This is a genomic window from Streptomyces sp. BV286 (assembly GCF_019090165.1).
GTDB lineage: Bacteria > Actinomycetota > Actinomycetes > Streptomycetales > Streptomycetaceae > Streptomyces.
Genome location: NZ_JAHRIB010000169.1, coordinates 41913 through 68543, shown reverse-complemented (window position 1 = coordinate 68543; position 26631 = coordinate 41913). Strand labels below are relative to the sequence as shown.

The following is a 26631-nucleotide window of genomic DNA, read 5'->3' as shown; positions in this document are numbered from 1 at the left end:
CGCCGGGGTGCGCCGCCGCGGCGAGGAGGCCCAGCGGGCCGCCGCGGCCGGCGACCTGAACATCCTCATCGGCTACGACCTGCGCTTCTGGCGCGAGCTCAGCGGCCTGTTCGGCAACGTGCACCTCGCCGACTTCCTGCACCGGCTGCGCGTCCAGTCGTGGGTGTGCGCGGTCCAGCACCTGCGCAGGATCGAGAACCTGCGCGGTCATCTGTGGGCCGAGCACACGGACCTCGTGGACGCCCTCACGCGCCGCGACGTCGCAGCCGCGCACGCGATCGTCACGGAGTACAACGTCCACTCGCTGGCACTGATCGAGCGGCTGGCGCAGGACTGAGACCCGGCGGCCGCCAGTACGCCGACGGCAGATCGGCAGTACGCCGGCGGCACACCGGCAGTACGTATGCAGTACGTGTGCGGTCGGCGGGCCGGTGTGGGGTATCAGACCCGCACGAGGGGGACCGACCGCGCCTCCACCCATTACGCTTCCTGGACCACCGTGCTACGCGAGGAGCTCTCAGTTGGCCTGTGACCTGTGGCTGGTCCCGCTCGTCGACGTGTTGTGCCACACCCCCGACAACCCCTTCGCCGAGGAACTCGCGCTCTACGACAAGGTTCTGGGCGAGGCCGGACTTCCGCCGGTGCCGGTCTACGCGTACATGCCCGGGCTCTCCGGTGATGTGGCGCCGGTCGCGGGCTTCGACTACGACGCCCTGCACTTCCTGCGCCGCGCGTACCTGTTGCAGGTGTGCGGACTGGCGGTGACCCCGGTCGACGAGCTGGGCGGCGACTACGAGCAGCTGCTGGAGATGTTCGACACGACGGCCCAGCAGTCCCACCTGGTCTGGCACTACGACCACGCGGGCGCGTACGTGCCGGTCGACTTCCCGCATCCGCTGTCGAGCGACGAACTCCTCGCCGGGGGCGGCCCGCTGGGCTCGTCCCAGACCCTGCTGCGCGAGCTGGAATTCGTCGCCCCGTCGATCGGCATCGACCCCGCCAACCCGCCGCTGCCGCCCGAACCTCCCATGGCCCCTACGGAGTTGGAGGAACCGGCCGCGCCGGCCCCCTTCGACTCCAGCCCGTTCGCCCGCGAGCGGCACGTGTGGCTCGGCCTGCACGCGGCGGCGACGCGCAGCCTGGCACAGGGCTCGATGATCATCTTCAGCTAGACCACCATGATCGCGCGACGCGGGCGCCCGGCCTCGGCGGGCGGGCGTCCGCCCGCGAGGCGCAGGTGTGCCGAGCCGGTCAGCGGAGCTGGGACAGGCCCTTCTGGAGGTCCTCGCCGTTCATGATCGGGATCATCTCGACCTCGGCGTTGAACATGGTGAAGAACGGCTCACCGGCGGGAGGCACCTCCGAGCTGTCCTTCATGTCGAGGACCAGCAGGGCCGTTCGCCGTCCGCCCAGGGGGCCGAAGTACGCCGCCTCGGGCTTGAGGTGGTCCATGGCCTCCTTCATGAGCTCCGGCATCTTGCCGCTGCGGATCGCCTCGTTCGACTTCTCCGTGTCCAGGGTCGCCTTGAGCAGGACGCGCATCGCACTCACCTTCTCCTGATCTCGCGGATCCACGCGCACGCGTACAGGCTCAGGATAAGCCCGACATACCGGACCTGGCAGGTTATGGGGCCGTGCTGCCCGGCGCCGCCCGCCCCTCCCCACCGGCCGGCCGCCGACCTGCTCGGGCCCCCTGACCACCGTCGCGGCGCGGCGCCCACGGCCCGTCGCCGGCAGGGCACACGCGGCGCCCAGCACGACGCCCCCGGCCGACCGAAGCCGACCGGGGGCGCGAAAGCCCTGCTGAACCGCCTACTTGAGGAACGAGTTGATCTCGATCGTCTCGGTCCGGCCGGGGCCGACGCCGATCGCGGAGATCGGCGCGCCCGACATCTCCTCCAGCGCCTTCACGTAGTCCTGCGCGTTCTTCGGCAGGTCGGCGAAGGTCTTGGCCTTGGTGATGTCCTCGGACCAGCCCGGCAGCATCTCGTAGACCGGCTTCGCGTGGTGGAAGTCGGTCTGCGAGTACGGAAGTTCCTCGACGCGCTTGCCGTCGATCTCGTACGCCACGCAGACGGGGATCTGCTCCCAGCCGGTGAGGACGTCGAGCTTGGTGAGGAAGAAGTCCGTCAGGCCGTTGACGCGGGTCGCGTACCGGGCGATGACCGCGTCGAACCAGCCGCAGCGACGGTCACGGCCGGTGGTGACGCCGCGCTCGTGGCCGATGCGGCGCAGCGCCTCGCCGTCCTCGTCGAAGAGCTCCGTCGGGAACGGGCCCGCGCCGACCCGGGTCGTGTACGCCTTGAGGATGCCGATGACCCGGCTGATCTTCGTCGGACCCACGCCGGAGCCCGTGCAGGCGCCGCCCGCGGTCGGGTTCGACGACGTCACGAAGGGGTACGTGCCGTGATCGATGTCCAGCAGCGTGCCCTGGCCGCCCTCGAAGAGGACCACCTTGTCCTCTTCGAGCGCCTTGTTGAGCACGAGGACCGTGTCGGCGACGTACGGGCGCAGCTTCTCCGCGTACGTCAGCAGTTCCTCGACGACCTGCTCCGACTCGATGGCGCGTCGGTTGAAGACCTTGGTGAGGAGCTGGTTCTTGCCGTCGAGGGCCGCCTCGACCTTCTGCATCAGGATCGACTCGTCGTACAGGTCCTGTACGCGGATGCCGACGCGGTTGATCTTGTCGGCGTAGGTCGGGCCGATGCCCCGGCCGGTCGTGCCGATCTTCCGCTTACCGAGGAAGCGTTCCGTCACCTTGTCCACCGTCACGTTGTAAGGCGTGATGATGTGCGCGTTTCCGCTGATGAGGAGCTTGGAGGTGTCGACGCCTCGCTCGTTCAGTCCGTTCAGCTCGGAGAACAGGACCGACGGGTCGACGACGACTCCGTTACCGATGACCGGAGTACACCCCGGCGAGAGGATTCCGGAAGGGAGGAGGTGGAGGGCGTACTTCTGATCGCCCACGACTACCGTATGGCCGGCGTTGTTGCCGCCCTGGTAGCGCACCACATAGTCCACGGATCCACCGAGCAGGTCGGTGGCCTTTCCCTTGCCTTCGTCACCCCACTGAGCACCGAGCAGCACAAGTGCGGGCACGCGCGTACACCCCTTCCGGGCGGGGCATGTCCAAGGTCGGGGGCGTACGCGGCTGATTCTGGTACGGCTGCGTACGCCGGCGACCACCTTTGGCCGCGACCGTCGGACCGGATGCCCCGGAATAGACGAAGCCCCTGGCGCAATAGCGCAAGGGGCTCTTGCACAAAGATGCTACCCGAGGAAGCGAGGCAGGACCGAGGTGTCGACTTCCGACCAGCTCCTGGTGGTCATCGACCCGGTCGCCCGTCACGGTGACGGTGAGGCGGTACGGATCGCGAAAGACGTGCTCAGCGCGGGTGCGACGACGAAAGTGTGCCTCCCCGACGGGCCCGAGGAATTCGATCGGGTGCTCGCCCGGAGGGGTTCACGGCGGCCTGTCGTGATCGGGGACGACCGGGCGCTTCTGCGCGCTGTGTCCCTTTTGCACCGGCGGCGCGAGCTGGCCGGATGTGCGCTGTCCCTGGTGCCGGTGGGCACGAGCGGCGGGGCCCTGGCCCTCTCGCGGGCCCTCGGGGTGCCCATGGGGGCCGTCGCGGCGGCGCGGGCCGTGCTCGACGGGGCCGAGCGGCGGCTCGACCTGCTGGTCGACGACAGCGACGGGGTGGTGCTGGGCGCTCTGCGGATTCCGCCGCTGGGCGGGGGTGCCGGTGGCGGCCCGGCCGGGACGGGCAGCCCGGAGGAGGCAGGCGCGCACCACCATGCCTGGCTCCGCACCTGCCAGTCCCTCGTCCGCACGCTCGCGGCACGGCCCGCCCGGGCCACGACGCCTTCCGCACCCGGGCCCACCCGGCTGCGGGTCGAGGTCGACGGGGTGACGCTGGTCGATCTGGACCAGCCCGTGGAGGCCGTGTCGATCACTCCGGGGGGCAGCGGCGGTGGCGCCCGGATCGAGGTCAGGCCCGCCTCCGTCGGCGCGGAGGCGGCGCCGCTGGAGGCCACGGCCAGGACCATCACCGTGTCCGGCGCGGACTTCCGCTACCGGGCGGACGCGGTGGTCGGCGGCCCCGTCCGCACCCGGACGTGGACGGTACGGGAGGGAGCCTGGGGGCTCACCCTGCCGGGGTGAGGCGGCATGAGCGAGCGGGACACCGCCGGACGACGGCTGCCGCCGGGCCGGGCCGGCCGGGGCGCCGGAGCCCGGCGGGTGACCGGTGCATGCGGCAGGCGGGGGGCGACCGGTTCGCGCGGCAGCGGCGGGTGAACCGGTCCATGCGGCAGTCGGCGGGTGGCTGGTCCGCGCGGCAGCGGCGGGTGACCTCGCCGTGCTCGAGGGCGGAAGGCGAATTGCGGCGCCGTGAGGGCGGGCGGCCGGGCACGGCCCGTCGGCCGCCTGGCCGTCGGTGCGCCGCCCCCATGTCGATGTCGCCGGCCACAGCCGAGGCCCTTCCTTCAGGGAGCCGCGTGGCCGTGGCGGCGCCGATGCCGGTGGGCGTCAGGTGTCAGCCGGGCGCCCACCTGGCGCCGGCCGCCTGTGCGGGGGCCTGCGCCGCCCTGCTCCCGCAGTTCCCCGCACCCGCAGAACTGCCGTCACACCTCGACCCGCAGCCCCTCCAGCCCTCGAATCACGAAGTTCGGCTTCTGCCGGGGATCGGCCGCGAGCCGAAGCGAAGGGGCCTGCTCCAGCAACGCCCCCATGGACGCGGCGAGTTCGAGACGGGCGAGCGGCGCACCGATGCAGTAGTGGATCCCCGCACTGAATGAGATGTGCGGGTTCTCGGCGGTGGCACGCGACAGATCCAGCTCCTCCGGCCGGTCGAAGACCGCCGGGTCGTGGTTGGCGGACCCGAAGAGCAGCGCCACCTCGCTCCCCCGCGGAATCACCGTCCCGTCGACCTCGATCTCGTCCAGCACCCACCGCTCGAAGAGCTGCAGCGGGGTGTCGTACCGCATCAGTTCCTCCACCGCCGTACCCACCAGCCCTCGGTCCGCGCGCAGTGCCGCCAGCTGTCGCGGATGCCGGAACAGCGCCCACCATCCGTTCACCGTGGCGTTCACCGTCGCTTCGTGCCCCGCGTTCAGCAGGAGCACGCACGTCGAGATCATCTCCTGCTCGGTGAGCCGGTCCCCCTCGTCGTACGCCTCGATCAGCCCCGAGATCAGGTCGTCCCCGGGCTCCTTGCGCCGTTCGGCGATCAGCTCCTGCAGGAACTCGGTGAACTCGACCGACGCCCGCACCGCCTTCGCCGCCGTCTCCTGCGACGGACTCAGCTCGTACATCCCGCAGATGTCCGCCGACCAGGGCCGCAACTGCGCCCGCTGCGACTCGGGAATGCCCAGCATCTCCGCGATCACCGCCACCGGAAGCGGCTCGGCGACGTCCGTCAGGAGATCACCGCCGCCCGCCGCGACCAGCTGACCGACCAGCTCGGACGCCAGCCGCTCCACGTAGGGCCGCAGCCGCTCGACCGTCCGCGGGGTGAACGCCTTCGACACCAGCCGCCTGATCCGGGTGTGGTCCGGCGGCTCCAGGTCGAGCATCCCGTGGTCGTTCAGCACGTGGAACGGCTCGTGCTCGGCCGGTGGCGCCGTCCGCCCGAAGTCCTCGTGCGTGAACCGGTGCTGGTACGTCCGCCCCAGCCGCCGGTCCCGCAGCAGCGCCGACACGTCCGCGTGGTGCGGCACCAGCCACTGGTCGGTGGGCTCGTAGTAGTGGACCCGGCCCCGGGCACGCAGCTCGGCGTACGCGGGGTAGGGGTCGGCCACGAAGGCCTGGTCCCAGGGGTCGAACGCCGGCGGGATATCGGTAGCTGCCATGACCGGACGCTAACCGGAGGTGTCCCCGTCTGACCAGGCCTGTCAGCCCGGTGTCACCAGGCGTGCCTCGTACGCGAACACCGCTGCCTGCGTGCGGTCCCGCAGTCCCAGTTTCACGAGGATGCGGCTCACGTGGGTCTTGATGGTGGAGTCCGCGACGACCAGGCGGCCGGCTATCTCCGCGTTGGACAGGCCCTGGGCGATGAGGACCAGCACCTCCGTCTCCCGGTCGGTCAGATCCCCGTACGCCGCGTGGGCGGTCGCCGAGAGGCGGGGTTCGTCGGAGATCTTCGAGAACTCCGTGATCAGCCTTTTCGTCACCGAGGGCGCCAGCAGTGCCTCGCCGGCCGCGACCACCCGTACCCCGTCCGCGAGCTGCCGGGCCGAGGCGTCCTTCAGGAGGAATCCCGAGGCTCCGGCGCGCAGCGCCTGGTACACGTACTCGTCGAGGTCGAACGTCGTCAGCACGAGCACCTTCGCCGCGCCGTCCGCCGCCACGATCGCTCGTGTCGCCTCGATGCCGTTCATCTCGGGCATCCGGATGTCCATCAGGACGACGTCCGGCGCGAGCTCCCGGACCCGGTCGACGGCCTCCCGGCCGTTGACCGCCTCGCCGACGACCTCGATGTCCGGCATCGCGCCGAGGAGCACCGAGAACCCCTCGCGAACCATCATCTGGTCGTCGGCGATCAGTACGCGGATGGTCATGCCGAGTCCTCCGTCTGCACGGCCGCCGTGACCGGCAGGAAGACCTCGACCGCGTAGCCCCCGTCGTCCGTCGCCTCCGCCGTCATCTCCCCGTCCAGCATCGACACCCTCTCCCTCATGCCCGTGATGCCGTGCCCGGCACCCGGTGACGGCTTGACGAGCCCGGTCGCCGGACCGTTCACGATCCGCAGTCCCAGTCCGCCGAGCACATAGCTGATCTCCACCTTGGCCGCGGCGCCCGGCGCATGGCGCAGGCTGTTGCTCAGGGCCTCCTGGACTATTCGGTAGGCGGACAGCTCGACGCCCTGGGGAAGCTCACGCACCGCGCCCGTGACCGTCCGGTCCACCTGGAGGCCCGCGTCCCGCACGTTCTCCAGGAGGCGGTCCAGGTCCGCGAGCTTGGGCTGCGGGGCGTCCGGGGCCTCGTAGTCCTCGGCCCGGACGACCCCGAGGACCCGGCGCAGCTCGGAGAGCGCGATGACGGCGTTCTCCCTGATCACCGAGAAGGCGTACTCCAGCTCCGGCGGGGGGTTCTCCACGCGGTAGGGCGCGGCCTCCGCCTGGATGGCGACGACCGACATGTGGTGCGCGACGACGTCGTGCAGCTCGCGGGCGATGGTCGTGCGCTCTTCGAGAAGGGTGCGCTTGGAACGCTCGGTCGCGGTCACGGTCTGCTGGGCGGTCACCTTCCGCGCGGCGTCGTGCCGCACATGCCACACCGTGACGACCAGCAGCGCCAGGGCGCAGACGAACAGGAAGGGCATCGTGTTCGTGTAGTAGTGGCTGCTCCCGAAGAAGACCTCGGTGAAGAGGCCGTAGGCCGCGGTCAGTCCCCACATCCACGCCGCCGTGCGGGGCCTGGTCCGCAGCGCCACGACCGTGAGCACGACGAGGTGGGTCGCGAAGGCGCCGGGCAGCCAGGGCCAGTCGCTCCCGTAGCCGTCGTCGAGCAGGGCCACGACCGGCGTCATCGCGAGGGAGATCCAGAAGGCGGCGACCGGCCTGAGCAGCGTCAGCAGGATCGTGCCGAGCGCGAGCATGCCGGTCAGGAGCTGCGCGAGATCACCGCCGCCGTTGCCCGCGAGGGAGATGAGCAGCGCCACCACTCCGGCCAGTGCCACCAGGACGTGCGGGGTCCGGGTGGCCCACTCACGCAGGCGCGGCGGCAGCAGTCGGGTGAGGGGGCCGTCCACACGCATCCGCGGAAGCGGGCGGACGGCGAAGGCGTTGTCGAACAGGTCCTGCCGCAGCCCTCGTGACGCGTCCATCACGAGCTGGAACTCGGGACTGCGCGCCAGGCCATCGCCCGGCGGCCTCGTCTGTGTCTGTGTCGTCTCGGTCACATACAGAACGGTAGGCGGAGGTGGGGGCAGCGGTCGTCACCAGTGAGAAGGGTCATTCGGCCTCCCTCTCAGGTACTACGGGTATCTCCAGCGCCCCCGTCGGTGGGTCCTGTGGTGGGCCGGGGCACCGGTCCGGCGATGGCGGTGCAGGCCGGACCCTCAGTAGCCGGTGGGGCGGACCAGCCCGCACTCGTACGCGAAGACGGCCGCCTGGGTGCGGTCCCGCAGGCCCAGCTTCACGAGGATGCGGCCGACGTGGGTCTTCACGGTCTGCTCGGCGACGAAGAGCCGCTCGGCGATCTCCGCGTTCGACAGGCCCTGCGCGATGAGGGCGAGAACCTCCGTCTCGCGCTCGGTCAGCTCGCCGACGCGCTGCTTGAGCGGGGCGCGGGGCGTGGTGTCCAGCCGGGAGAACTCGGCGATGAGACGCCGGGTGATCCCCGGCGCGAGCAGCGCGTCGCCGGCTGCCACGATCCTGACCGCCTCCGCCAGCTGGTCGGCGGACGCGTCCTTGAGCAGGAACCCGGAGGCACCCGCGCGCAGCGCCTCGTACACGTACTCGTCGAGGTCGAAGGTGGTCAGCACCAGGACTCTGATCTGCGGGGTCTCGTCGGTGATGCGGCGGGTGGCCTCGATGCCGCCGAGCTCGGGCATGCGGATGTCCATCAGGACGACGTCCGGGGTCAGTTCGGCGACCTTCGCGATCGCGTCCAGGCCGTCGACCGCCTGACCGACCACGTCGATGTCGGGCTGGGTGTTGAGCAGCACCGTGAAGCCCTGCCGGACCATCTGCTGGTCGTCGGCGATGAGTACGCGGATGCTGCCGCTCGTCATGAAGTGTCTCCGGTGGGGTTCTTGGGGTTTTTGAGGTTCTTGGGGTTGCGATTTATGGGGTTCTTGGGGCTCGTGGGATGCGTGCGGTTCACTCGGTTCGCGGTGCCTGGGATGTTGAAGTCGAAGTCGAAGGCGCCTGACGCCCGGTGGTCGGGTGCGCGGTCCCCCGGTGCGGAGCCGGTCGGCGCGGCGACGCCGGAGCGGGGCAGGAACGCCGCCACGGTGAAGCCTCCGCAGGACGTCTCCACGGCCATGAGCGTGCCACCGAGCATCATCGCCCGCTCCCGCATCCCGAGCAGACCGTGTCCCGCGCCAGGAGAGGGCGGGGCCGGTCTCCTCGGCGCGGAGTTGACGACCCGGATCTGCAGGCCGCGCGGGAAGTGGGTGAGCTCCACCCGCACCACGGACCCGGGCGCGTGCCGCAACACGTTGCTCAGCGCCTCCTGGATGATCCGGTACGCGGACAGCTCCACACCGGGCGCCAGGGGAAGCCGCTCTCCGCTGATCTCCGTGGTCACCGTCAGCCCGGCGGTGCGGGTGTTCTCGACCAGGACGTCCAGGCGGTCGAGGGTGGGCTGCGGGGCGTGGGGGGCGGCACCGGTGCCGGGCGCGCCGAGGCCGTACGGATCGTCGGGGTTCTCCGAGCGCAGCACGCCGAGGACCCTGCGCAGTTCGGTGAGCGCCTCCAGGGCGTTCTGCCGGATGCCGTCGAGGTTCTCCCGCAGTTCGTCGGAGGGGTTGTCCACCAGGTGCGGGGCGACCTGGGCCTGGATGGAGATGACCGACATGTGGTGGGCGACCACGTCGTGCAGTTCGCGGGCGATGCGGTTGCGCTCCTCCAGGAGGGTGCGGCGGGAGCGCTCCTCGGCGGTCAGGGACTCCTGCTCGACGAGCTGGCTGCGGGCCTCGCGGTTGCCGCGCACGGCGGTGCCGAGGAGGACGGCGACGGCGAACACGGAGACCGCCAGCAGGCCCGTGCCCGAGTAGGGCCCTCCGCCCAGGACGCCCTGGGTGAACGCCGTGATCAGCCCGGTGATCGTCAGCACCGCGAGAGCCACGCGGGCGGGCATCCGCAGCGCGAGCAGAAGGAGGATGAAGGCGTGCGCGATGATCGCGGGCCCGAGCCAGGGCCAGTTGGGACCCGGCGCAACCATGTCCGCCATGTTCGACCGCGCGGCCACCGCGACCACGAAGGTCGCGGACAGCGAGAGCCACCACGCCGGAACGGGCCGCCACAGGGCTAGTACGAGGGCCACGCCCTGCGCCGTCCCGGCCAGCAGGCCGAGCTCGACGTCCAGCCGGTACGCGGCGCTCGTCTCATCGGTGCCGGTTAGCCCGACGGCGAGAGCGATCAGGCAGATCACGACGTGCGGCAGCCGGCGCAGCCAACGGGGCCGGGACAGCGGCGGCAGGGGCGCCCCGCCGGACGTCAGTCCCACCAGCAGGGCGCGCAGCACGCCGCGGACGCGACCGGCGTGGATCGGGCGCGCAGGGCCGGGGCCACTGTCGGCGCTCTCGGAGCGGGCGGGCAGCGGCGCGACGGGACGGTGGCCGGAGGGTGAGGCCGGGCAGGGGGCGTCCGTCCGGGCGTCGTTCGCGTCGTCGTCCACGCCGTCAACCCTAGGCACGGCGGGCCTCCTTCGATTCCACGGCGACGCGATGGGTGCGCACGACGCGTGACGGACGGCGGATGCGGCGGACTCGGCGGCGGCGCCCCTGTTCGTAGGAGCGGAAGGCGGCCCAGCACACGGACAGGGCGAGGGCGAAGACGGGGAGCCAGGCGAGGCGGAACGCCACCCAGCCGAGATCGTCGGGGACGGTGTGCAGGCCGGGGAGGCGGCCCGCGAGGAGGCCGGTCGCGGTGACCGACATCAGTGCCGTCTGGTGCCACAGGAAGATGGTCATCGCGGAGAGGTTGACGAGCGCCACCCACGCCCAGAGCACGGGGCGTCGCATCGCCCGCCGCAGCGGGTCGCGCAGGAGCAGGGCGAGGCCGCACTGGGCCAGGCCGAAGGTGACAGCTGCCAGGGTCGGCGGGTCGAGGTTGGAGACCGTGGCGCCGGGGACCCCGACCATCGACGCGGGGTAGCCGCCCCACGCGACCAGCACGGCCGTCATCACCGCTCCTCCCGTGAGCAGCACCCAGCCGGAACGCCGGGTCAGCTCGCCCCGGGTCCAGGCCGCGCCCAGGGTGTAGGGCACCAGCCAGCCCGCTGCCACGTTCACCCAGCCGAGCCAGGGCGGGCCGCCGAGGCCGAACCGGATGAGATCCACATGGAGAACGACGGCCAGCGGCCACAGCGGGTTGATCCGGGTCACCAGCGGGGTCAGTGTCGTCAGCGCGGCGAAGACCAGCAGGAACCAGAGCGGGGACAGGACCAGCTTCAGCAGCGCGTGCACGGTCTTCAGGTCGGCGCCCGTCACGAGCAGGCCGACGGTGGCCACGGCCCACAGTCCGACGACGGCCGCCACCGGATTGAAGAGCCGGGACAGACGCGTACCGAGCCAGCGGCCGTAGGTCGTGCCGCGGGCCCGTGCCGACTCGTATCCCTTGGTCGCGACGTGTCCGCCCACCAGGAAGAACACGGCCAGTGTCTGGAACACCCAGGAGGCGGGTGCCAGCCACGGCATGTGCGCCAGCGGGCTCGACGTGCGCAGGGTGCCGCCGTCGGCGACCAGGGCGGTGACGAGCCAGTGGCCCAGCACGACGCCGAGTATCGCGAAGGCGCGCAGGGCGTCGACGCTGCGGTCCCGGTCCGCGGGTGTCGCCGCGTCGATCCGCTTCGCCGCGGCGCCCAGGCGCCGCATCACCTCACGCACGGGTCACCGCCGATGTCTCGCCGAGGACGATCCGGGCGAGGTTGTCCAGGGAGACCGATCCCGGCCTGAGGTAGTCGCTGTGGCCGCCGCCGCCCGCCGCGAACACCCGGGCGCCGAAGGCCGGGGACACGGGGTCGGTGCCGAAGCCGATCGTCGTGCCGAAGAGGTCGGCCTCGGTGTGCGGGACGTCGGCGATCCAGTCGTCGGCGCCGCGGCCCGCCCAGACCCGGGCCTTCGTGCGGAGGCCGGCCGCGGAGTCTTCGCCGGTGCCGGGGCTGCCGAAGAACACGAGGTCGGAGATGCCGGGGCCGCTCGCCGCACGGGCGCACACGACCGTCCCGTACGAGTGGCAGAGCAGGGAGATCCCGGCGCGGCCGTTCACCGTCCTCAACTCGTCCGTGAACTCGCGCAGTTCGGGTGCCGCCTGCTCGGCCCGGCCCGGGGTGAGCACCGCGGGGCTGATCGTGCCGGGCGTCTCGTAGCCGAGCCAGGCGACCACCGCGGCATGTGCCCCGAGTCTCCGGTGCAGGGCGAGGGCGCCTTCACGGAAGCGGTCGTACGTGTCCAGGGTCGTGTCGGAGCCGGGCACGAGGACCGCCACGTGGTCGGCCTCCGCAAGGTCGCCGAAGACCTCTGTGGCGCGGCCGGAACCGCGGGCGTCGAAGGACAGGAAGTACCGGGACGGGCTCGCCATGGCGCGGACCGCGGCCGCCCGGCCCCGGTCTCCGTGGTCCGCGGCCATCCGGGAGGCCTCGTCGGCGTTCGCCCGGTTCGCCGCGTACGCCCTGTCCAGGGTCGACGCGGTGACCGGGCCGACGCGGGCCGGGGCGGGAGCCGGTATCTCCGGATGCGCCGCCGCGGCGGAGACCGGGGCGACCACGGCGGCCGTGATCAGCGCGGCGAGCAGTCCGCGCCGCAGCCTGCCCCAGCCGGCCGGCCGCCGCATCCGCCTCACCGGCGGCTCCGACGTCAGCTCCGGCCACGGCTCCGGTGACAAGTCCAGTGCCGGCTCCGGTGACGAATTCGATGCCGACTCCGGTGACGGTGACGATTCCGGTGCCGGCTCCGTTGCCGTTGCCGGTTCCGGTGACGAATCCAGTGCTGGCGGGCCCGGTGCCGTCCGAGTCGCGTCCGCGGGCGCCCGCGTCGCGGTCTCCCCCGCTCTCCCCCACAGCCCCATGACCCGCCCCCGTCCAGTCCGCCCGCCCATCGGGCCTCACTGGAAAGGAAGTTACGAATTCGGGCTCGTGGTCGGCGTCCCGCCAGGGAGCTCACCTGGGAGGTAGCTCTCAGGTACTACGGGTATCACCGTGACCGGCGAAGGGGCGGCAGGCGAAGCCGCCGTGAGGGAGGTGAAGCCGCATAAAGGGGGCGGTGAAGCCGCACGAAGGCGGCAGGTGAAGCCGCAAGGCCCGCGGGACCCGCGCGCCCCGCCCTCCTACCAGGCCAGCTGGGCGATCTCCTCCGCCACCACCGCGCACGCGTCCGCCGCCGGGTCGATCAGCGGGAAGTGGCCCACGTCCTCCAGGAGCGTCAGCCCCACCACCTCGCCGGCCTTCGCCGCTGCGTCCGCGTACGCCTCGGCGACCGCCTGCGGCACGACCGTGTCCGTCCTGCCCTGCACCAGCGTCGTGGCGATGCCCGTCGGGAGGAGCAGGGCCGGATCGGCGTACGGCTGCCGCTCCTCGAACTTCGCCTCGCCGCCCAGGAGTTGGAGAGAGGCTCCGGAACACACGTCCAGTTTCTCCGCGACCGCGAAGTCGGCGATCGGGGCGAGTGCCACCACACCGCGCAGCGGGGCGGGCCGGCCCAGGTACCAGGGCGCGTCGGCCGGCAGCAGGTGGCGGGCGGCGGCCCAGAGGGCCAGCTGGCCGCCCGCCGAGTGACCGGTGACCACCGTGCGGCGCGCGTCGGCCCCCGGCAGGGCCTCCCGCACGAGCCCCGGCATCGCGTCGAGTGCCGCCGCGACGTCGTCGAAGGTGTCGGGCCAGCGCCCCGCGACGGGACCCGTTCCGCCCTGCGCCGGGATCGTGTTGCCGCGCCGGTACTCGACGTTGGCGACGGCGAAGCCCCGCCTGGCCAGGAAGTCCGCGAACGGGGTGATGTGCCGCCGGTCGTACGGGGCCCGCCAGGCGCCGCCGTGCAGGACGACGACGAGCGGGGCCGACTCCTCGCCGCCGCGCGGGGCGTAGAAGTCGACGACCTGGTCGGGGTGGTCGCCGTACGCGGCGGTGGCGTCGGGGTCGACGGGCGGGTGCGAGAAGGCCGACTCCTCCTCCGCGGCGTCGCGGGCGTCGTCCGGCATGCTCGAACCTCTCAGCGGTGCGGTGTGCGTTCCCCGGGCACGTGAGCTCCGGGAGCTCCCGATCAACACATGCCGGGGCGCGGGTCGTTGGCGGGACGGTATCAGGCCGGTGACGTGCGTCAACACGAGGCCGTAACGCTCGGTGAAGGGCAAACGGTCCTGCTGTTCCGTTACGCTGGTCGAGTACCGCGCAACCCGCCACGAAACGCCGCGCCCCACCCACGGGCCATCGTCTACCGCCCACGGACCACCGTTCTACCGCCCACGGGACACCGTTCCCCGTCCATGAGACGCCGTCCCGGCCCGCGCAACACCCTCGACGCCCGCGCAAGGAGCCCGCATGACCGGACCGGCCGACCCCGAGCCCGAGCCCGGCACCGTCCGTCCCGGTGGCCGTACCGCCCGGGTCCGTACGGCCGTGCTGCGGGCCGCCGGGGACGTACTGGCCGAGCAGGGGTTCGCCCATCTCGACCTGGCCGACGTGGCCCGGCGCGCCGAGGTGGGCAAGACGACCGTGTACCGGCGCTGGGGTTCGGTCACCGGCCTCGTCGCCGACCTGCTCGGCGACATGGCCGAGCAGTCGCTGCCCCGGACCGACACGGGCACCGTGCTCGGCGATCTGCGCGCCAACGCCGCGCTGGTGCGTCGTACGCTCGCCGATCCCCGCCAGGGGGCGCTGTTCCGGGCGGTGATCGCCGCCGCGACGTGCGACCGGCGCACCGCGGACGCTCTGCGGCACTTCTACGACGTACGGGTCGCGGAGTGGGCTCCGTGCGTCGAACAGGCCGTCACCCGAGGCGAGTTGCCCCCGGGGACGGACCCGTCCGCGGTCGTGCGGGCGGTGTCCGCACCGCTGTACTACGCGCTGCTCACCACCGGGGTGGCGCCGGGGACGGCCGACGCCGAGCGCGCCGCGGAGGCGGCGGTCGCCGCGGCGGCGGCCGGGGTGTTCGTCGCCGGACCTTGAACGGGCGAGGGCGCCCGGCAAGTCCTCGCCGTCCCCGGCACCCTCACCTTTCCCACCTGACCCGCCCGTCCTGAACGCCCCGCCCCGAACGGCCTGTCCCGAACGGCCCGTCCCGAACGGCTCCGTCGTGAACGGCCCGTCCCGAACGGCTCCGTCGTGAACTGCCCTTTCCTCAGCCGCCGGACGGGCTGAGGTGCTCGGGCCGGAAGATCTCCCCCAGCACCCGTGCCGCCCGCTCCACGTCCCCGAATCCCACGTACAGCGGTGTGAACCCGAAGCGCAGGATGTCCGGTTCGCGGAAGTCACCAACCACTCCGCGCCCGATCAGGCGGCGCATCACCTCGCCCGCGTCGGCGCAGCGCAGCGCGACCTGGCTGCCCCGCTCGGCGTGGGCGGAGGGGGTCACCGGCTCCACGGCCCCCTCGGGCACGTACGCCGCGACGCACTCCAGGAAGAAGTCCGTCAGGGCGAGGGACTTGGCGCGGACCGCCTCGATCGAGACGTCGTCCCAGACCTCCAGGGCCGCCTCCAGGGCGAGCATGGAGAGGATGTCCGGGGTGCCGACGCGGCCGCGGACGGCACCGGGGGCCGGGGTGTAGTCCGGGGCCATGCCGAACGGCTCGGCGTGCGAGTTCCAGCCCGGCAGCGGTGAGTCGAAGCGTGCCTGGTGGTCCCGGCGGACGTAGAGGTACGCCGGTGAACCGGGGCCGCCGTTCAGGTACTTGTAGGTGCAGCCGACCGCCAGGTCCACGCCGTGTTCGTCGAGACCGACCGGCAGGGCACCGGCGCTGTGGCAGAGGTCCCAGACGGCGACGGCTCCCACGGCGTGGATCGCCGCCGTCAGGGACGGCAGGTCGTGCAGCCGGCCCGTGCGGTAGTCGACGTGGTTCAGCAGCACCGCCGCCGTACGGTCGCTCAGGGCGCCCCGCACCTCGCCGGGCGCCACCGGGCGCAGCGTGCAGCCCGTGAGCCGCGCGGCCGACGCGGCGATGTAGCCGTCGGTGGGGAACGTCGTCGCGTCGACCAGGACCTCGTCGCGAGGACCCGGGCCGTGCCCGCCGTCCTCCTGCCCGGCCGCGAGCCGGACCGCGCCCACAACCGCCTTGAACACGTTGACACTTGTCGAGTCGCCGACGACGATCTGCCCTGCCGCCGCGCCCACCAGCGGCGCGATCCGGTCGCCGATCCGCTCCGGCGCGGTCCACCAGCCGCTCTCGTCCCACGACCGGATCCGCAGCGAACCCCACTGCCGGCGCACGACGTCCTCGACGCGCCCGGGCACCGAGCGCGGCAGCGCGCCGAGCGAGTTCCCGTCCAGGTACACCGTGTCGTCCAGCACGAACTGCGCGCGCAGCTTGCCCAGTTCGTCCACGGCGTCCAGCGCGGCCGCCCTCGCGGCGTACGACCCGTCCGACCCCGGCGATCCCTGGGACCCGTGCGCCCCCTGCGACCCGTACGGCTCAGACATGGGACCGTGCCGTCCACAGCTCGGGGAACACGTTCTTGCGGGCCCGCTTCTCCAGCCAGGCCACACCGGCCGAGCCGCCCGTGCCCGTCTTCGAGCCCATCGCCCGCCGGGTGGCGACGAGATGGTCGTTGCGCCAGCGCCACACGAGCTCGGCGACGTCGGTCAACGCCTCGCCGAGCCGGGCGAGTTCGGCGCTCTCGTCCCCGGCGTACAGGTCCGTCCACACGGCCTCGACCTCGGGCGACGGCTCGTAGCGCTGGGACACGTCACGTTCGACGACCGAGCCGGGGATCGCGTGCCCGCGCCGCGCGAGCAGCCGCAGCACCTCGTCGTACAGGCTCGGCTCGTGCAGGGCCTTCTCCAGCTCGGCGTGGACGCGGGGCGCGCCCCGGTGCGGCACCAGCATGGACGCCGACTTGTCGCCGAGCAGGAACTCCATCCGCCGGTACATCGCGGACTGGAAACCGGAGCCCTCACCGAGAGCGCTGCGGTACGAGTTGAACTGGGCCGGAGTGAGCTGGCCGAGCGGCTTCCAGGAGGCGGTCAGCGCCTCCAGCTCCCGTACCGAGCGCTTCAGAGCCGCCACCGCGACCGGCACCCGGTCCTCGCGCAGCGCCTTCGCCGCGGTCTCCCACTCGTGGACGATGACGGTGAACCACAGCTCCATGACCTGGGTCGTCACCAGGAAGACCATCTCTCCGGGGTCGTCGGAGAGGGTGTGCTGGAGGTGGGTGAGGACGTCAGCCTGGACGTAGTCCTCGTACGGGGTCGTGCCCTGGAAGTCGAGATGCGGGGTCTCGGGCTCCGAAGCCTCTTGCGGCTGAGCCTGTTGGGACATCGCTGTCTCCTGCTGTACTCCGGGTAGCGGTCCGCCCCTGCCGAATTCCGACACGGGGGCCCCGGTCCCCAACGGCATACTCCACAATCCTGCCCCGAAACCGCAAGGTCCGCCTGGTCACACCAGGCGGACCTGCACAGACACGGCCCTTCGGCGGCAGGCGGGGCCGGACCCGCCCGCTCCTCGGTGGCCCGTGGGGCTAGCCCAGGGTCTGGGCCGCCGCCGGGGAGGAGTCCTTCAGGAACTGCGAGCAGCGCTCGTACTCCTCCTGCTCGCCGATCGCCTGGGCGGCGCGGGCGAGGCCGTGGAGGGCGCGCAGGAAGCCGCGGTTCGGCTCGTGCTCCCACGGCACCGGGCCGTGGCCCTTCCAGCCACCCCGGCGCAGGGAGTCGAGGCCGCGGTGGTAGCCGGTACGGGCGTACGCGTACGACTCGACGACACTGCCGCGCTCGTACGCCTCGTCGGCCAGCTGGGCCCAGGCGAGCGAGGAGGTCGGGTACTTCGCGGCGACGTCGGCCGGTGCGGTGCCGTTCGCCAGGAGCTCGCGCGGCTCCGGGTCGTCGGGCAGGTGGGTCGGGGGCGGTCCCCCGAGGAGGTTCTCGTGAATGGACATGGGTTCCAGTCTGCCTGGCCCGGACCCCGGCGCGCGCCGCGCGGGCCGCATTACTCGAACCGCGAACGGGAACGGCTACTCCAGACGCCCGCGCGACCGGTTCGGCTCCAGCGGTGGGGCCGTCACCCCGCCGTGCGTGAGGCATTCCGGACGCAGGCAGCCCGGCGGCGGCTTCCGTACCGTCGCGAAGGCGATCACCGCGCCCACGAGCAGGAGCCCCGCGCACAGGGGCATGGCCCGGCGGAAGGCCTCGTCGAAGGCGTCCGCCGAGCGGTACGCCTCCTCGCCCATGCCGACCAGCAGCGGCAGCGCGGCCACCGCGACCAGACCCGCGGCACGGGCCGCCGCGTTGTTGACCCCGCTGGCCAGGCCCGCCCGGCCCATGTCCACGGAGGCGAGCACGGTCGCGGTGAGGGGCGCGACCAGGGTCACCATGCCGAGGCCGAGCACCAGGACGGCGGGCAGCACGTCACGCACGTACGACGCGTCCTCGCCCACCCGCAGCATCAGCAGCATCCCGGCCGCGCACAGCAGCGGGCCCACGGTGAGCGGGATGCGGGGGCCCACGCGCTGGGCGAGCTCGCCGGAGCGGGCCGACAGGAACAGCATCAGGACCGTCGTCGGCAGCAGGGCCGTACCGGCGCCGAGGGCCGTGTATCCGGCCACGACCTGCAACTGGAGCACGGACAGGAAGAAGAACCCGCCGAAGGCCGCGTACACGCACAGCGTGACGAGGTTGACCGCCGTGAACTGGCGGGACGCGAAGATGTCGAGCGGCATCATCGGGTCGGGCCGCCGTCGCTCCACGGCCACGAAGGCGACGCCCGCCGCGACACCGGCGGCCGCCGTCACCGCCACGACGGGCACCGAGCCGCCCGGCGCCTCGATGAGGGCGTACGTCACCAGGGCCAGCGCCAGCGCACCAAGGGCGGCGCCGAGGACGTCGAAGCCACGCCCGTGGACCCGGTCGTCCTTCGACTCCGGTACGTGACGCAGGGCGATCGGCACGCACAGCAGCGCGAGCGGGACGTTGAGGAGGAACACCCAGCGCCAGCCGGGGCCGTCCACCAGCCAGCCGCCCAGGAAGGGGCCGACCGCCGCGCCGATGCCGCCGAACCCCGACCACAGGCCGACGGCCCTCGCCCGGTCGTCCGGGTGGAACGAGGCCTGGATCAGCGCGAGCGAACCGGGCGTGAGCAGCGCGCCGCCGATGCCCTGCAAGGCGCGGGCCGCGATGAGCACGCCCTCGTCGGGCGCGAGCCCGCACAGCAGCGAGGCCACCGCGAACCAGACCACGCCGACGACGAACACCTTCCGCCGTCCGAAGCGGTCCCCGAGGGCCCCGCCCAGGAGGATCAGGCCCGCGAGGGTCAGCATGTAGGCGTTGGCGGTCCACTGGAGACCGGCCAGGTCCGCGTCGAGGTCGCGGCCGATCGTGGGCAGCGCGACGTTCACCACGGTCGAGTCCAGCAGCGCCATGCTCGACCCGAGCACCGTGGTCAGCAGGATCCACTTCCCGGCGGGACTGGACATCCTGACGGCCGGATTCGCCTGCGGAGGGGCAGCCATGCCCCGGATCATACGGACACCGGAGCAATCGGACACCGGGGCGGACGGACACGGGGGCGGACGGACACGGGGGCGGACGCAGACCGCAGTGGCCGGAGACGGGAGCGACCGCAGACGGGAGCGGACGGAGACCGGAGCGGACGGAGACCGGAGCGGACGTCCGCCGGAACAAGAGGCGCCGGAACGAGAGGCGCCGGAGCACGAAGGCGTACGGACGCACGGCGGGGCCCGGCTCCCCGAAGGGAACCGGGCCCCGCCGCCGGAGCCCGGGCGCGTACCCGGGCCGGATGCCTACTTGATCTTCGTGCCGGTGGAGCGGAGGTTGCCGCAGGCCTCGGTGACCCGCGCGGCCATCGAGGCCTCGGCGAGCTTGCCCCAGGTGCGGGGGTCGTACGTCTTCTTGTTGCCGACCTCGCCGTCGACCTTCAGGACGCCGTCGTAGTTGCGGAACATGTGGTCCGCGACCGGGCGCGTGAACGCGTACTGCGTGTCGGTGTCCAGGTTCATCTTCACCACGCCGTTCTCCAGCGCGGTGGCGATCTCCTCGGCCGTGGAGCCGGAGCCGCCGTGGAAGACGAAGTCGAACGGGGACGGCTTGCCGTACTTGGCGCCGACGCCCTCGTTCAGCTCCTTGAGGAGCTCGGGACGGAGCACCACGTTGCCCGGCTTGTAGACGCCGTGCACGTTGCCGAAGGACGCGGCCAGGAGGTAGCGGCCCTTCTCGCCGAGACCGAGGGCCTCCGCGGTACGGATCGCGTCGTCGACCGTCGTGTAGAGGGAGTCGTTGATCTCGTGCGAGACACCGTCCTCCTCGCCACCGGTCGGGGTGATCTCGACCTCGAGGATGATCTTCGCGGCGACGGCGCGGGCCAGCAGCTCCTGGCCGATGGCGAGGTTGTCCGCGAGGGTCTCCGCCGAGCCGTCCCACATGTGGGACTGGAACAGCGGGTTCTCGCCGCGGGCCACGCGCTCCTCGGAGACCGCGATCAGCGGACGCACGTACCCGTCGAGCTTGTCCTTCGGGCAGTGGTCCGTGTGCAGGGCGACCGTGATGTCGTACTTCTTGGCGACGATGTGCGCGAACTCGGCCAGGGCGACCGAGCCGGTCACCATGTCCTTGTTGTGCTGGCCGCCCAGGAACTCCGCACCGCCGGTGGAGATCTGGATGATGCCGTCGCTCTCGGCCTCCGCGAACCCGCGCAGCGCAGCGTGCAGGGTCTGGGACGAGGTCACGTTGATGGCCGGGTAGGCGAACTTGCCTGCCTTCGCCCGGTCGAGCATCTCGTTGTAGACCTCGGGGGTTGCGATCGGCATCTGTCCGCTCCTTGTGTATGTGCGGGTGGCGTTCTGCTGCTTACGGCCCTGACCTAGGGAGTGACGTCATCGTCGTCCCCATCTTTCCAGACTTGACCGGATGCTCCGGCCTCGGTGTTCGACCCTGTGGACAACTGATCATCTGTGGACAGCCACCCGGGGCCGGGGCCCGGCCGCTCGGGGCCGGGCCGGTTCAGCCGGGGGCCGGTTCAACCGGGGGCCGGTTCAGTCGAGGCCCAGCTCGTCCTTGGAGTACGCGAAGAGGTACGGGACGCCGGCGCCTTCCTGGATCTTCTCCGCGGCGCCGGTGGCGCGGTCGACGATGGTCGCCACGCCGACGACCTCCGCACCGGCCTCCCGCACGGCCTCAACGGCGGTGAGCGGGGAGCCACCGGTGGTCGAGGTGTCCTCGACCACCAGGACGCGGCGGCCGCGGATCTCGGGGCCCTCCACGCGCCGCTGCAGGCCGTGCGCCTTCGCCGCCTTGCGGACCACGAAGGCGTCGAGGCGCCGGCCGCGCGTCGCGGCGGCGTGCAGCATGGACGCGGCCACCGGGTCGGCGCCCATGGTGAGGCCGCCGACCGCGTCGAAGTCCAGGTCCGCCGTCAGGTCGAGCAGCACCTGGCCGACCAGCGGCGCGGCCTCGCCGTCCAGCGTGATCCGCCGCAGGTCGACGTAGTAGTCGGCCTCCAGACCCGAGGAGAGGGTCACCCGGCCGTGCACCACGGCCTTGTCCTTGATCTGCCGCAGCAGCTCGCCGCGGGTGCCTGCCGGTCCTACTTCGTTGACGTCGCTCATGCGTGTCAGCTTAGAGGCGCTCAGAGGTGCCGCCAGGTCCAGGTGGTGGCGGCTTCGAGGGGCTCGATCGGGGTGACCAGACGGGGCAGGGTGTTGAGCCCGTTGGGCGGGCCGGTCTGCGGTTCCACGCAGACCGCGGCCTCCTGCTCGTCGTACACGACGACCCACTGCTCGCGGCTGGTCACGTTCAGCTCCAGCTGTCCGGGCCAGGTGAGCGTGACGTCGACGCCGTCGGGCATCCCGAAGCAGTCGTCCCACGGGCTCGGCCGCGGGTCGATACGGCGGCCGGTCGGCAGGTGGTCGTCGCCCCGCTCCTCCTGCCAGGCGGCGGTGAAGTCGACGCGCGCGTCCTGGGCGCCCTCGCCGCCGAGGTTGCGGTTGAACCAGGGGTGCCAGCCGATCTGCGCCGGGAAGGAGTCGCCGTACGTCTCCACCGACATGGTCAGCGTCAGGGCGTCCTCGGTCAGCGCGACGACCTGGGTGACGCGGCCGGTGTACGGCCACGGTTCGACGAGGTCGTACGTGATGACGGCCTCGCTCCCGCTCCTGCGGGCCGTGCGCCAGGAACCGTCGCGGGCGGTGCCGTGGATGGCGTGCGGTGGGGAGTTGAGGGGGAGTTGGTGGGGGACGGCGCCGTTCAGGAAGTGGCCGTCCCTGGTGCGGCCGCACCACGGGACCATGGGGAAGCAGCCGAACTTCGCGCCCTGGCGCAGCAGTTCGACGCCGCCGATCCTCAGTCCGCCGATCCGTCCGCCGTTGCCCGGCTGCACGGTCGCCTCCGCGTTGCCGGCGGTCAGCGTGATGTCTTCGTTACTCACGCGCAAGACCCTACGGGGTTGCGGGTGAGGTGGGGGCCGGAGGGGCCGATCCTGCGATGCCGGTTCGGGGTGGGTGACTTGGGGCGTGCCCCCAGCCCGGGGCGGGCGGCTTGGCGGCTTGGGACGTGCCTCGGCCGCGGGTGCGCGTGGGCTGGTCGCGCAGTTCCCCGCGCCCCTAGGGGGGAGGGGTTGCGCTCACCTGTGCCGTGCGGGTGAGCCGTGGTTGAGCGCGCCGTTCCCCGCGCCCCTGGGGGGGAGGGGTTGCGCTCACCTGTGCCGTGCGGGTGAGCCGTGGTTGAGCGCGCCGTTCCCCGCGCCCCTAGGGGGAGGGGTTGCGCTCATCCGTCCTGTGCGGGTGGGCGGGGGCGCAGCCCCGTTTTTCAGGGGCGCGGGGAACTGCGCGGCCCGCCCCCACCGGCCCGCAGCCGAGGCACCTTCCCTTCCCTCCCCACTCCACCCCGCCCCACCAAAGCGGAGCGTCTAGCGGCGCTTGCGGAGGACTCTGCCCACGACGATGGCCGAGGCCACGACGAAGGCCGCCGCGGGGGCCGCCCAGCGAAGGGCCACCCCGGTTCCCGAGGACTCGGGCGCCGGCACCGGGGCGTACCGGCCACGCGGAGGCGCGTGGTCGACCTCCTCCGCGCTGCGGCCGATCATCGTGCGCCGCGCATGCGCCGCTTCGGCCGGGGCACCGGGCGGCAGAGTGGCGTCGTCGTCCTCGAAACCGCCCTCGAAGTCGCCCTCCGCGAACGGCACGGGTGCCGAGGGCGGCAACTCGGTCTCGTCCCCGGGCTCGGCCGCCGACTTGCGCTCGTCCCCGGACACCGGCTCGTCCGCAGACACGGGCTCCTCCCCGGACTCCGGCTCCGCCGGGGCCGAGGCTGCCGAACCCGACGCCGAGGGCTCCCCCGCACCAGGCGCCTCTTCCGGAGCATGTGACTTCTCCGCCGCCGCAGGCTCTTCCGAGTCGTGAACCTTGCCCTCCGCCGGAGGCCTCTTCGAAGGTGAGGGCGTCTCGGGCTGCCGGGGCTTCGTGTCGGCGGGCCCGGACCCCGGCGCCGTCTTGCCCGGTGTCGACGCTGACGTCGACGTCGGAGTCGTAGCCAGGTGTTCCGCGAAACGGGTCAGCAGGCGGGTCGCCGCCGAGGTGACTTCGTCCGTCGGGAGTTCGGTGACGCGGCCGTCCGCCGAGACCGTACCGGTGAAGGTGAGGGTCGAGCCGCCCTCCGCCGGGCGGAGGGCCAGCGTGAGGGCGAGCTTCACCGAACCGGAGCCGCGGGCCTCCGTGGCGTCGGCCTCGACGGCGTACGAACCGTCGTCGCGCGGAGAGACGCCGAGCGTCCCGCGGTACGTGATGCTGTGGCTGCCGATGCGCACCTTCAGACGGCCCGAGACGGGCGTCGTCCCCGCGTCCTGGTGGAGACCGGGCAGCGCCCGCGCCACCCGCGCGGGATCGGCGAGAGCCTCGCGCAGACGCTCGACGGAAACCGGAACGAACACCTCATGCTCCATGTCGGCCGAGCCTACCCAGCCCCACCCGTACCGCACCCGGACATGAAGGGATTCCCCCGGATCCGCGCGCAGACGGACTCAGTCGGCGTACCGCGGATGTACGAGCGTGGAGGGCGGGAGGCCCGTGAGCCGGGTGCGCTCCACCGCCCGGACGCCCGCCTGGAGGGACGGCACGCCCGGCGCGCCCTGCGCCGTCCGCAGGTGCGGCCGCGTGCGCGACGCGAGCACGTACCCCCAGTCGTGCGGAATGCGCGACCCGCCCGCCGTGCCGGTGTCACGGCCGCCGACGGAGTACGGCACGGTCCGCAGCCCGGCCGCCCGCACCGTCGTGTCGACGGTCCAGAAGGCCCGCGGCCGTGCCGCCACGGGACCGGCGTGCACGACGAGCCGCCCGCCGTCCGCGAGGACCCCGCGGGCCAGCCCGTAGAACTCCTGCGAGTACAGCTTCGTGCTGGACGTGTTGCCGGGGTCCGGCAGGTCGGAGACCACCACGTCGTACGCGTCCCGCGGGGCCTGCCGCAGCCAGCCGAAGGCGTCCTCGGTGACGACGCGCACCCGCGGGTCCCGGTACGCGTGCCCGTTCAGCGCGGACAGCGCGGGATCGGTGCGGGCCAGCCTCACGAACTCCGCGTCGAGTTCCACGACGTCGACGTGCCGTACGCCCCGGTGCCGCAGCACCTCGCGCAGGGCGAGTCCGTCGCCGCCGCCGAGGACGAGCACGCGCGCGTGCTGGCCGTTCATCGCGGGGCGGACGAGGGCTTCGTGGTAGCGGCGCTCGTCGCCGCCGCTGACCCGGAGGTGTCCGTCGAGGAAGAGGTCGAGCCGGCGGCCGTGCTCGTCGCCGGTGAGGACGACCTCCTGGACGTCGGTGTGCGTCGCCACGCGTACGTCCCTGCCGTAGACCGCGTGCCGCGCGGCCCGCTCGAAGTCGTCGACGAGGACGGCGGCCGACGCGAGCACCGCGAGCACGAGGAGGTTGGCGACGATCAGCAGGCGGCGGTCGCGCCGCGTCAGGTCCTGCCGGAACAGGCCGAGGACGAGTGCGCCGCCCGCGATCGCGTTGACCATGCCGGTGATCAGCGTCGCGGTCAACTGCCCGAGCAGGGGCAGCAGAAGGAAGGGGAACGCGAGTCCGCCGGCCAGGGCGCCCACGTAGTCCGCGGCGAACAGGTCGGCCACCGCGCCACCCGCGTCCTGTCTGCGGACGCGCTGGATCAGCTCCATCAGCAGGGGGACTTCGGCGCCGATGAGCAGGCCGATGGCGAGGGAGAAGGCGACGAGGACGTAACTGGAGCCGCCCGCCCAGGCGCCGCCCCAGTCCCCGGTCCAGGCGAAAACCGCGTACAGAGCCATCGCGCTGCAGCCGCCGACCAGGGCGAGCAGTGCCTCGACGGCGCCGAAACCGGCCGCGGCGCGACAGCGCAGGCGTTTGGCGAGGAGCGAGCCGATGCCCATCGCGAAGACCATGACGGACAGGACGACGGAGGCCTGGGTGACGGAGTCGCCGATCAAGTACGAGGCGAGGGCGACCAGTTCGAGTTCGTAGACGAGTCCGCAGGCCGCGCAGACGAAGACGCCGGCGAGGACGAGGAACCGGCCGGTGGCCGGCCTGACCGGCAGGCGCGCCGGGCCCGGACCACCCCGGGGCGGCGGGGCCGTGTCGGGCGGGGCGGGGGCGTGCGGCTCGATCACCCAGGGAACGCTACGTCACCGCTCCGCTGCGTCCTGTCACCCACACGTGTGGAAAGTGCGGCCGCTACGCATACTTTGGCCAGGCCCCGCACGCGCCGTGAGCGGCGCTTCGGGGCGCCCCCGGGGCGGAGGGGGCCGGCCCCGACTCCCGTGTCCGTGCGGGTACGTGAGGGTTGAGCGCGCAGTTCCCCGCGCCCCTTCAGGGCGCAGAGGCCGGCCCCAACTCCCTTGCCCGTGCGGGTACGTGGGGGCTGAGCGCGCAGTTCCCCGCGCCCCTTCAGGGCGCTGGTGTGGGGCTGGGCCGGGTCGTTGGGTCAGAGGGGGGCCGGGATTCGTACTCCCACTCTTGTGCGGGTGGCGACCAGTTGGCCGTCCTGGGGGTAGGCGTGCCAGGTGCGCCAGTGCACCTGGCCCTCGTGCTGTTGCGCGAGCATCGCGGTGAAGGCGTGGGGGCTGCCGGGGAAAACCCCCGCCAGGCCGTTCGGATGGTCGGAGACCAGGGCGAGCAACTCCTGGGCCCGGCCCGCGAAGGAGCCGCGCGACAGCGTCTCCACGCGGGCCGCGAACTCGTACTCCCAGTCGCCCACCCGCTTGGCGACACCGAGCGGCAGCGCCGTGCTGCTTCCGGCGATGCAGGCGACGGTCTCCGAGCAGATGCCCCTCTCCTCCTCCAGGAGCACCTGGTGGGACGCTCCGAGCAGGCGCAACTGGAGCTTCGTGTCCGCGAGTTCGAGGTCGAGTGTGGCGAGCGCGGGCAGCGGTTCGCGTCCGAGGGCCCAGGCGAGGTCGGCCGCGCGCGTGTCGGTGTAGGCGGTGTTGAGGGTCGTGAGCATGGGTCGGCTCCGCTGCACGCAAGGGTGGGGGTCGATCCGTCGCACCCCGGTCGGCGCCGGGCGGGGGCTTGGCCCGGTCGGCCAGGTCAGAGTGATGTTCCGGGGTCTGCGTCGGCGATAACGAGGGAATCATGAACGGCGCGTCCGCCACAGCGTTTTTACCCAACTTCGGAGGGTTTCCATCCCCCCGAGGGCTCCACAGCTCAACTGTTCAACCAGAAGGTGCGCCCTTAGCTCACACGTGCGCCTTCACGCCCCCGTCACCGCCGACGCCCATCGCCCCCGCACGCCTGCGCACGCCCCCCGGACCGCGCGCAGGGCTCGCCGAAACCCTTCACCGAAGCCC

The 26631-nt window shown here is 72.5% G+C and carries 24 protein-coding genes; 4 read left to right on the top strand and 20 right to left on the bottom strand.

Annotated features, from left to right (window positions below; genetic code table 11):
- Both KUF83_RS30970 and KUF83_RS30965 read left to right on the top strand, forming a co-directional pair.
- Positions 1–337: FCD domain-containing protein (locus tag KUF83_RS30970; RefSeq protein ID WP_217458305.1), on the top strand; the 337-nt coding region annotated here is incomplete at its 5' end.
- 184 nt (positions 338–521) lie between these two features.
- Positions 522–1172 (top strand): hypothetical protein, encoded by a 651-nt coding sequence (locus tag KUF83_RS30965; protein WP_217458304.1) that lies wholly within the window; start codon positions 522–524, stop codon positions 1170–1172.
- A 79-nt stretch (positions 1173–1251) separates the two neighbouring features.
- Here the strand turns inward: KUF83_RS30965 and KUF83_RS30960 are convergent, their stop codons facing one another.
- Both KUF83_RS30960 and KUF83_RS30955 read right to left on the bottom strand, forming a co-directional pair.
- Positions 1252–1542, bottom strand: coding sequence for a hypothetical protein (locus tag KUF83_RS30960; RefSeq protein WP_217458303.1), 291 nt, complete (start codon positions 1540–1542; stop codon positions 1252–1254).
- Between the two features lie 270 nt (positions 1543–1812).
- Positions 1813–3099 carry an adenylosuccinate synthase gene (locus tag KUF83_RS30955; RefSeq protein WP_217458302.1) on the bottom strand — a complete coding sequence of 429 codons (1287 nt, stop codon included), beginning with the start codon at positions 3097–3099 and terminating at the stop codon, positions 1813–1815.
- Positions 3100–3298: 199 nt separating this feature from the next.
- Here KUF83_RS30955 and KUF83_RS30950 point away from each other — a divergent pair, with 199 nt between their 5' ends.
- The gene (locus KUF83_RS30950; protein WP_217458301.1) at positions 3299–4165 is read left to right on the top strand and encodes a diacylglycerol kinase; all 867 of its coding nucleotides are present in this window, start codon (positions 3299–3301) and stop codon (positions 4163–4165) included.
- Between the two features lie 461 nt (positions 4166–4626).
- On the opposite strand, the gene KUF83_RS30945 is transcribed toward KUF83_RS30950, so the two are convergent.
- The 8 genes from KUF83_RS30945 to KUF83_RS30910 all read right to left on the bottom strand — a co-directional run bounded on the left by KUF83_RS30945 (position 4627) and on the right by KUF83_RS30910 (position 13863).
- The gene (locus KUF83_RS30945) at positions 4627–5853 is read right to left on the bottom strand and encodes a cytochrome P450 (RefSeq protein WP_217458300.1); all 1227 of its coding nucleotides are present in this window, start codon (positions 5851–5853) and stop codon (positions 4627–4629) included.
- A 42-nt stretch (positions 5854–5895) separates the two neighbouring features.
- Positions 5896–6561, bottom strand: a complete 666-nt coding sequence (locus KUF83_RS30940; protein ID WP_217458299.1) for a response regulator transcription factor — start codon at positions 6559–6561, stop codon at positions 5896–5898.
- Entirely contained in the window at positions 6558–7904 is a 1347-nt protein-coding gene (locus KUF83_RS30935; protein ID WP_308403211.1) for a histidine kinase, read from the bottom strand. Before KUF83_RS30935 ends, KUF83_RS30940 begins: the two co-directional genes overlap by 4 nt.
- Before the next feature lie 159 nt (positions 7905–8063).
- A complete protein-coding gene (locus KUF83_RS30930) occupies positions 8064–8738 on the bottom strand; it encodes a response regulator transcription factor (protein ID WP_217458298.1) in 675 nt (224 codons plus the stop codon).
- On the bottom strand, positions 8735–10177 hold the full coding sequence (locus tag KUF83_RS30925) for a sensor histidine kinase (protein ID WP_308403212.1): 1443 nt from the start codon (positions 10175–10177) through the stop codon (positions 8735–8737). Before KUF83_RS30925 ends, KUF83_RS30930 begins: the two co-directional genes overlap by 4 nt.
- A gap of 181 nt (positions 10178–10358) precedes the next feature.
- Complete coding sequence (locus KUF83_RS30920; RefSeq protein ID WP_217458310.1) at positions 10359–11546, bottom strand: acyltransferase; 1188 nt, start codon at positions 11544–11546, stop codon at positions 10359–10361.
- 4 nt (positions 11547–11550) lie between these two features.
- Positions 11551–12504: an alpha/beta hydrolase gene (locus tag KUF83_RS30915; RefSeq protein ID WP_217458297.1), complete on the bottom strand. Its 954-nt coding sequence runs from the start codon at positions 12502–12504 to the stop codon at positions 11551–11553.
- A gap of 492 nt (positions 12505–12996) precedes the next feature.
- On the bottom strand, positions 12997–13863 hold the full coding sequence (locus KUF83_RS30910; protein ID WP_217458296.1) for an alpha/beta hydrolase: 867 nt from the start codon (positions 13861–13863) through the stop codon (positions 12997–12999).
- A gap of 340 nt (positions 13864–14203) precedes the next feature.
- Between KUF83_RS30910 and KUF83_RS30905 the strand changes: the two genes are divergently transcribed.
- Complete coding sequence (locus tag KUF83_RS30905) at positions 14204–14830, top strand: TetR/AcrR family transcriptional regulator (protein WP_217458295.1); 627 nt, start codon at positions 14204–14206, stop codon at positions 14828–14830.
- A 172-nt stretch (positions 14831–15002) separates the two neighbouring features.
- Here KUF83_RS30905 and kynU read toward each other — a convergent pair whose 3' ends face one another.
- The 10 genes from kynU to KUF83_RS30855 form a co-directional block, all read right to left on the bottom strand.
- The gene (gene kynU / locus KUF83_RS30900; RefSeq protein WP_217458294.1) at positions 15003–16298 is read right to left on the bottom strand and encodes a kynureninase; all 1296 of its coding nucleotides are present in this window, start codon (positions 16296–16298) and stop codon (positions 15003–15005) included.
- A complete protein-coding gene (locus KUF83_RS30895) occupies positions 16291–17136 on the bottom strand; it encodes a tryptophan 2,3-dioxygenase family protein (protein WP_217458293.1) in 846 nt (281 codons plus the stop codon). Before KUF83_RS30895 ends, kynU begins: the two co-directional genes overlap by 8 nt.
- Before the next feature lie 199 nt (positions 17137–17335).
- A complete protein-coding gene (locus KUF83_RS30890) occupies positions 17336–17749 on the bottom strand; it encodes a DUF3151 domain-containing protein (RefSeq protein WP_189773089.1) in 414 nt (137 codons plus the stop codon).
- Positions 17750–17824: 75 nt separating this feature from the next.
- Entirely contained in the window at positions 17825–19318 is a 1494-nt protein-coding gene (locus tag KUF83_RS30885) for an MFS transporter (RefSeq protein WP_217458292.1), read from the bottom strand.
- A gap of 291 nt (positions 19319–19609) precedes the next feature.
- Positions 19610–20632, bottom strand: coding sequence for a class II fructose-bisphosphate aldolase (fbaA, locus tag KUF83_RS30880; RefSeq protein WP_217458291.1), 1023 nt, complete (start codon positions 20630–20632; stop codon positions 19610–19612).
- A gap of 225 nt (positions 20633–20857) precedes the next feature.
- On the bottom strand, positions 20858–21430 hold the full coding sequence (gene pyrE / locus KUF83_RS30875) for an orotate phosphoribosyltransferase (protein WP_217458290.1): 573 nt from the start codon (positions 21428–21430) through the stop codon (positions 20858–20860).
- 20 nt (positions 21431–21450) lie between these two features.
- Positions 21451–22248, bottom strand: a complete 798-nt coding sequence (locus KUF83_RS30870) for an aldose 1-epimerase (protein WP_217458289.1) — start codon at positions 22246–22248, stop codon at positions 21451–21453.
- 480 nt (positions 22249–22728) lie between these two features.
- The gene (locus KUF83_RS30865; RefSeq protein ID WP_217458288.1) at positions 22729–23760 is read right to left on the bottom strand and encodes an SRPBCC family protein; all 1032 of its coding nucleotides are present in this window, start codon (positions 23758–23760) and stop codon (positions 22729–22731) included.
- Between the two features lie 78 nt (positions 23761–23838).
- Positions 23839–25452 (bottom strand): polyamine aminopropyltransferase, encoded by a 1614-nt coding sequence (locus KUF83_RS30860; RefSeq protein ID WP_217458287.1) that lies wholly within the window; start codon positions 25450–25452, stop codon positions 23839–23841.
- Positions 25453–25766: 314 nt separating this feature from the next.
- On the bottom strand, positions 25767–26285 hold the full coding sequence (locus KUF83_RS30855; RefSeq protein ID WP_217458286.1) for a DUF2617 family protein: 519 nt from the start codon (positions 26283–26285) through the stop codon (positions 25767–25769).
- Positions 26286–26631 lie beyond the last annotated feature (346 nt).